Raw genomic sequence first — 5,051 nt, 5'->3', positions numbered from 1 at the left:
TTGATCAGCTGGGTAATTACCTCATTTACATTCATATTGCTGCTGGTGCCTGAACCAGTCTGGTAAATATCCACCGGAAACTGCTGCTCCCAGGTTCCCGGGAAGTTTCCCTGAATGACTTGATCACAGGCTCGGGCAATGGCGTTGGCAAACTCTTCAGAAAGCAATCCCAGCTCATGGTTGGATTTAGCTGCGGCCTGCTTTATCTGGGCGATGGCCCGGATAAAGGTGGGAGGGAGAGGCTGGTGGCTGATCTGGAAATTGTTGACGGCTCTTTGGGTCTGGGCTCCGTAGAGGGCATCAGCAGGAACAGCGACTTCACCAAGGCTGTCTTTTTCAATCCGGGTTCTATCGGGCATGGTCAGGAACCTTTGAAACTGAAGATCTGAGGCCGGTTGGTCAACTGGCTCAATGGTCTGCTCAAAGCTTCAGAAATGGTAATGAATTTAAGTATGTCTTATATCGGGAATTGAGTTGTTAAGTATAGTGTGCTCATCAGGTGAACTGAAATTCCCTGGTGTTGGTGCTAAGGGGCATGAACTATTCGTTGAGTTAGAACTCCAAATAACGCTATTTTCAGCTTTTAGAGGATATTTTGATGGATTCAGCTCCAGTTAAAGGTGACGTACAAATAACTGATCTTGCTTCTCGTCGTGATGAAGATCTTAATCAGAGAGTTGTTGATTTTATAAAATCTCGTCAGGTATCTGATTTCGCTAATGCAGCAAAACCTTTTGTTTCAGAGATTCTTGCAGCAGGTAAATCATTAGGCAGTGGCGTGGGGGAACGGGTTTTTGGTATGAACCCAATTCACTGGGTATGTACAGCAGGGGATCCACAAGCATTTGAGGGATTAGTTGAAGTTATTCCACATGATCAGATGGTATTAATGATCAATGAGCCTAACGTTGCAAAACCAAAAGAAGAACTTTCCTATAACGTTTCTGGAAACAGTGGCCCGGCAATAAATAAAGACTGTCCAGATCAAGTGCTCGTGTTTTTGTTAAATCATGCTACAGATGAGCTTCAAGAAGGGTATAAAAGAGTATTTGAGATGATGAAAGAACAATTAAAATCAGGTGAGTTAGAGGGAGATGCTGTTAATAATACTGGAAATAACAGGTTCAATATAGCTGCTGGTGGAAGTAAGGATACCATGATGTGGTATTGTGATATGTTCCGGCCTGTTAAAGATAAAAATCGAATTCCTGATGAGGAAGCTTCAGGTGAGAATTTGACCCGGGATATAGAGTGTTTGAACCTGTCTGATGATGGTTCCACTAATAATGCAAGCAGTGCCCCTGAACCTGATGATCAATATGATCAAGAATATAAAAGTTATCAAAATTATATCAATCATGAAACAAACAGCCGTGTGACTCCTCTCCATCACGCAGGTAGAAGTTTGAGTCTTGAAAAGCTTGAGGTTTTTTCAATACTATTGGCCGAAGGTGCTGATCAGAGTCTGGATAAGAAGGATAGCCGTGGTAACACGCCGTTTGATCACCTGAAGCCTGACAAGAAACAGTTTGATCAATTAATCAAATTGGTTGAGAGCAATCCACAATTGCTTAAGAAGGCAGAGTCAGAAAAAGGTGGCAGGTTAGAAACCATTAAGTCTTCATTGATGGTTGCATACCAATCCTTTATTGAGAAGGAACAGCAGAAGGCAGAGATGTGTAAGATGGCTCAGGGCGGCGGAGGCGCAGGTATTACAATGCCCTAGAATCTTTTGTTGATTTCATTTTCCTGTCCTGTGAGTAACATGGCAGGAAAATAATAAGAATACATAACAGCAGCACAGGCCAGGAGCCCGTAACCATAAACGGCGTCTGGCCTTCCCGAATCTCACAATTGATGACAGCACCCCGCTGGTGGCGGGCATCTGCTCATGAATCTGACCAGAATATTCTGGCTTTTATAGTATTCCGGGAGTGATATCCCTTTAATTACCCTTTATTCCCAGGGTATTTGAACGAAAAGAGCATGAACTAATTTTGTTCTAAGTGGTCTCAATTACTTATGCCAGGTAGCCTGATCCCAAAGCTCTGATGGCTCTCGTTCAGGATGAATTGGGTTTCAGGTATTTAAAACACCGGTAATTAATAGCAACTGCTATACGCTGAAAGAAACTATACGCTGATATGCCTGATTGTCCGGGTAGAACGTTGGCGATGGTCTTGCGTGTATGGCCTTTAATTTTGAGGACATTATCATGGCTAATTCTGGGGATATGACTTTTTCGTTTAGGAGTTTATTCAGCGGAGGGTATGGTATAGATGAAACTGACAGTCGTCGCCGTCAGGATTTACAGAGTGGAAATAAGTTAGAACAAGTTCCGGCTGGTAGAAAAAACTTTAATGGGAAGAAAGCTTGTAATTCGCCGACAGGTGAGGGAGTTAATTATTTTCGATCGCCCAACATTGCTGATCAAAAGCATACTGAAAATGCTCAACGACAAATCAACCCCATCGTTCAGGAAAGCAGTTGTTTTTCAGATCCGCATAAAGTACAACACCAACCTTCGGACGATCTGAGCATATCAATGGCAGAGCTTAAGGTTTCGGAGCAACTCCCGTCAGAGGCGTTTTGTAAAACGGTAAAACTTACGGAGAACCTAAGCGCATCAAAAGTAGAAAGTGAGACTTCGAAGCCATCCCGGCCAGGGACGATTTCTGAGGGTTTGATGAGAGTGCTGAGTAACACCTATAACGTTAACAAGGTGACTGAGGTGAGGCTTAATGAAGTGAAGTATACCAATCAAGAAGCGATTCGCATATATATTCAAACTGGCGGTCTGGATAAAATAAAGGCCAAGGCGGTTCTGGCTTTGATGGTGGAAAGGGAGGTTCTCGACGCGTTCAACATGAACAGCATACTGGATAAAAAAAGAAACCTCTGTCTTCTGAGAGGGGAGGTGGCTAACAGACTTTACAGTGCCGGGGGGAAAGTGTTTGCAAGCGTTGTTGTTGAAGCTATGGAGGAAATGGGTTGGTTTGCCAATAGCAAAAATGTGCCAGCAATTAATAAAAACTATCTCCCTCCAAAGTAAGCTAACCAACTGATACGAAGATATACGGGGCTCTTTCACGCAGACACGCAGGTCAGTCATTAGCCGGAATCTGTTCCTTCGGTGATGATCACATAGTTTTGCAGAATATTCCGCTGGAAGGACTCCGGCACCTGACTCCACACGAAAAAATCGACCCGAAAAGGCAGGCTGCTCTCTTCAAGCGCTTCCCTCAGCGCGGATACTGATGCCTCCTGCTGTGGACTGGAAAAAGCCACCAGATCAAGGTCAGAAGCGGGATGCGAGTGTCCAGTGACCCGTGAGCCATAAGCCCGGATCTGAACGCCGGGCAAGTGATGATTGAGCATATCCCGCAGGAGTTGCAGATGCTGTGGCTGTATATCAAGTTGGTTCATGACTGCTTCTGCCAGGATTGCTCACTCATAACCTGATATAGCGCAATGGTGTCGCAGATAAAATCCCCCATTAATGCCAGGGCTTTTTGTGCTTTTTCCCCATCATAGTCGTGGGAGGTATCAATACGGGCATCAGCGTAGATCAGCCATTGGCTGATATCGTTACTCAGCAAGTGGTTTTCATTGGCGATGCGAAAAATGGGTTTAGGGCTATTTGGTACATCAGGCAAGCCCAACTGTTCCTTCAGGTAGCGTTTCAGGACTTTCCACATACAATCATAACAAGTTTCAAAACGCTGTATTACCGATTCGGAAACGGCTTCCTGCATCCAGGACGGCAATTCATTATCCAGTGTTTGCCAGTTGGAAAACTGGGACTCCAGCAAACCCAGAGATTTTTGGAATTTGTCATAATCAATCATGTATCTGCCTCTGTTTGGAGTTTCTCTTCCATGTTCTCAGCATACCCCAATATCGCCAGTCTTCGACGTATGACTCTTTACTGATTTCGGCGAGGGAATAGCCCGCATCCGGTTAATACCAATAACAGACTTAATAGCAAAACCGGCCAGGAGCCCAATATCATAAATGGCGTATTACCCGAGCGAACTTCCGCTTCTGCCGAAAGCACTCCCGTGGTAAAACGGGGAATGGTTTTCACCACATCACCCTTTTCATTAATCAGTGCGGTAATACCATCGTTAGTGGCGCGGATCATAAATCGACCGGTTTCCAGCGCCCGCATCCGGGCAATCTGAAAGTGCTGAATGGGGCCTATAGATTTGCCAAACCAGGTGTCGTTACTGATGGTAATCAGGAGGCCGCTTTCTCTGGCCATTTGTGCCGCAAAATCCGGGTAGACCACTTCGTAGCAGATATAGGTGGCAATTTTTACATCGCCAGCCTGTATCAGTTCCTGTTCTGAATGTCCCCGGGTGAAATCTGACATGGGAAGATTAAAGAAATCAATCAATCCACGAAGCATGAATTCCATGGGAACATATTCACCAAAAGGTACCAGCTTCTGTTTGTTATAGCGGCCGGAGCCTTCAGCGGATGGATAGCCCTCGCCCATAGCCAGAATGCTGTTGTAGTAACGGGTTTCACTGCCAGAGTTATCGTCCACCGGCATGCCGAGAATCAGGGTGCTGTTATTCTGCCTGGCCTGTCGGTCCAGATAAGTCATTAACCCCTTTGCACGGTTATAAAATAGCGGAATGGCATTTTCTGGCCAGATGATCAGATCCTGCTCCCACTGATCTTCACTGAGGCCGGCATAGGTGCTGATGGTGGACTGGATAAAGTCAGGATCCCATTTGAGATTCTGAGGGATATTACCCTGTACGGCGCTGAAGGATAGCTCTCCTGTTTTTTCGGTCCATTGGATATTGGCCAGTGGCCAGGCCAGAGCCCAACAGGCAAAAACAATCAGCAACATGATTGCGTGAGGCCTGCTCTTTTGCTTTGCCGACTTCCACATTGCGGGAATCAGCGCCGCCAGCAGGCAGGCGGTGGTGACCATCAACAGACTTAATCCGTAAGTGCCGGTGACGGGGGCTAATGAGGCAAAAGGGGTGTCCAGCAGCGCATAGCCGGCCAGCAGCCAGGGGAATCCCGTCAACAGC

General features: G+C 45.9%; 6 protein-coding genes. 2 read left to right on the top strand and 4 right to left on the bottom strand.

Annotated features, from left to right (window positions below; genetic code table 11):
• Nucleotides 1–359: lyase family protein (locus tag RM811_RS17100; RefSeq protein WP_402526780.1), on the bottom strand; the 359-nt coding region annotated here is incomplete at its 3' end.
• A gap of 239 nt (nt 360–598) precedes the next feature.
• Between RM811_RS17100 and RM811_RS17095 the strand changes: the two genes are divergently transcribed.
• A complete protein-coding gene (locus RM811_RS17095; RefSeq protein ID WP_402526777.1) occupies nt 599–1,726 on the top strand; it encodes a hypothetical protein in 1,128 nt (375 codons plus the stop codon).
• A 462-nt stretch (nt 1,727–2,188) separates the two neighbouring features.
• Nucleotides 2,189–3,052, top strand: a complete 864-nt coding sequence (locus tag RM811_RS17090) for a hypothetical protein (protein ID WP_402526775.1) — start codon at nt 2,189–2,191, stop codon at nt 3,050–3,052.
• Nucleotides 3,053–3,111: 59 nt separating this feature from the next.
• On the opposite strand, the gene RM811_RS17085 is transcribed toward RM811_RS17090, so the two are convergent.
• The 3 genes from RM811_RS17085 to lnt all read right to left on the bottom strand — a co-directional run.
• Nucleotides 3,112–3,426 carry a nucleotidyltransferase family protein gene (locus tag RM811_RS17085; protein WP_402526772.1) on the bottom strand — a complete coding sequence of 105 codons (315 nt, stop codon included), beginning with the start codon at nt 3,424–3,426 and terminating at the stop codon, nt 3,112–3,114.
• On the bottom strand, nt 3,423–3,848 hold the full coding sequence (locus RM811_RS17080; RefSeq protein ID WP_402526769.1) for an HI0074 family nucleotidyltransferase substrate-binding subunit: 426 nt from the start codon (nt 3,846–3,848) through the stop codon (nt 3,423–3,425). The genes RM811_RS17085 and RM811_RS17080 overlap by 4 nt, the downstream gene beginning before the upstream one ends.
• Nucleotides 3,849–3,925: 77 nt before the next feature.
• Nucleotides 3,926–5,051: apolipoprotein N-acyltransferase (gene lnt, locus RM811_RS17075; RefSeq protein WP_402526767.1), on the bottom strand; the 1,126-nt coding region annotated here is incomplete at its 5' end.

Origin of the sequence: Endozoicomonas sp., assembly GCF_031844845.1 — a bacterium.
Classification (GTDB): Bacteria; Pseudomonadota; Gammaproteobacteria; order Pseudomonadales; family Endozoicomonadaceae; genus Endozoicomonas.
This window is presented reverse-complemented; position numbering and strand designations above follow the sequence as displayed.

What these genes read in the sequence shown, in the direction of transcription:
- RM811_RS17095 (WP_402526777.1), top strand. Translation starts at nt 599, where the DNA reads ATGGATTCAGCTCCAGTTAAAGGTGACGTACAAATAACTGATCTTGCT.
- RM811_RS17090 (WP_402526775.1), top strand. Translation starts at nt 2,189, where the DNA reads ATGGCCTTTAATTTTGAGGACATTATCATGGCTAATTCTGGGGATATG.
- RM811_RS17085 (WP_402526772.1), bottom strand. Translation starts at nt 3,426, where the DNA reads ATGAACCAACTTGATATACAGCCACAGCATCTGCAACTCCTGCGGGAT.
- RM811_RS17080 (WP_402526769.1), bottom strand. Translation starts at nt 3,848, where the DNA reads ATGATTGATTATGACAAATTCCAAAAATCTCTGGGTTTGCTGGAGTCC.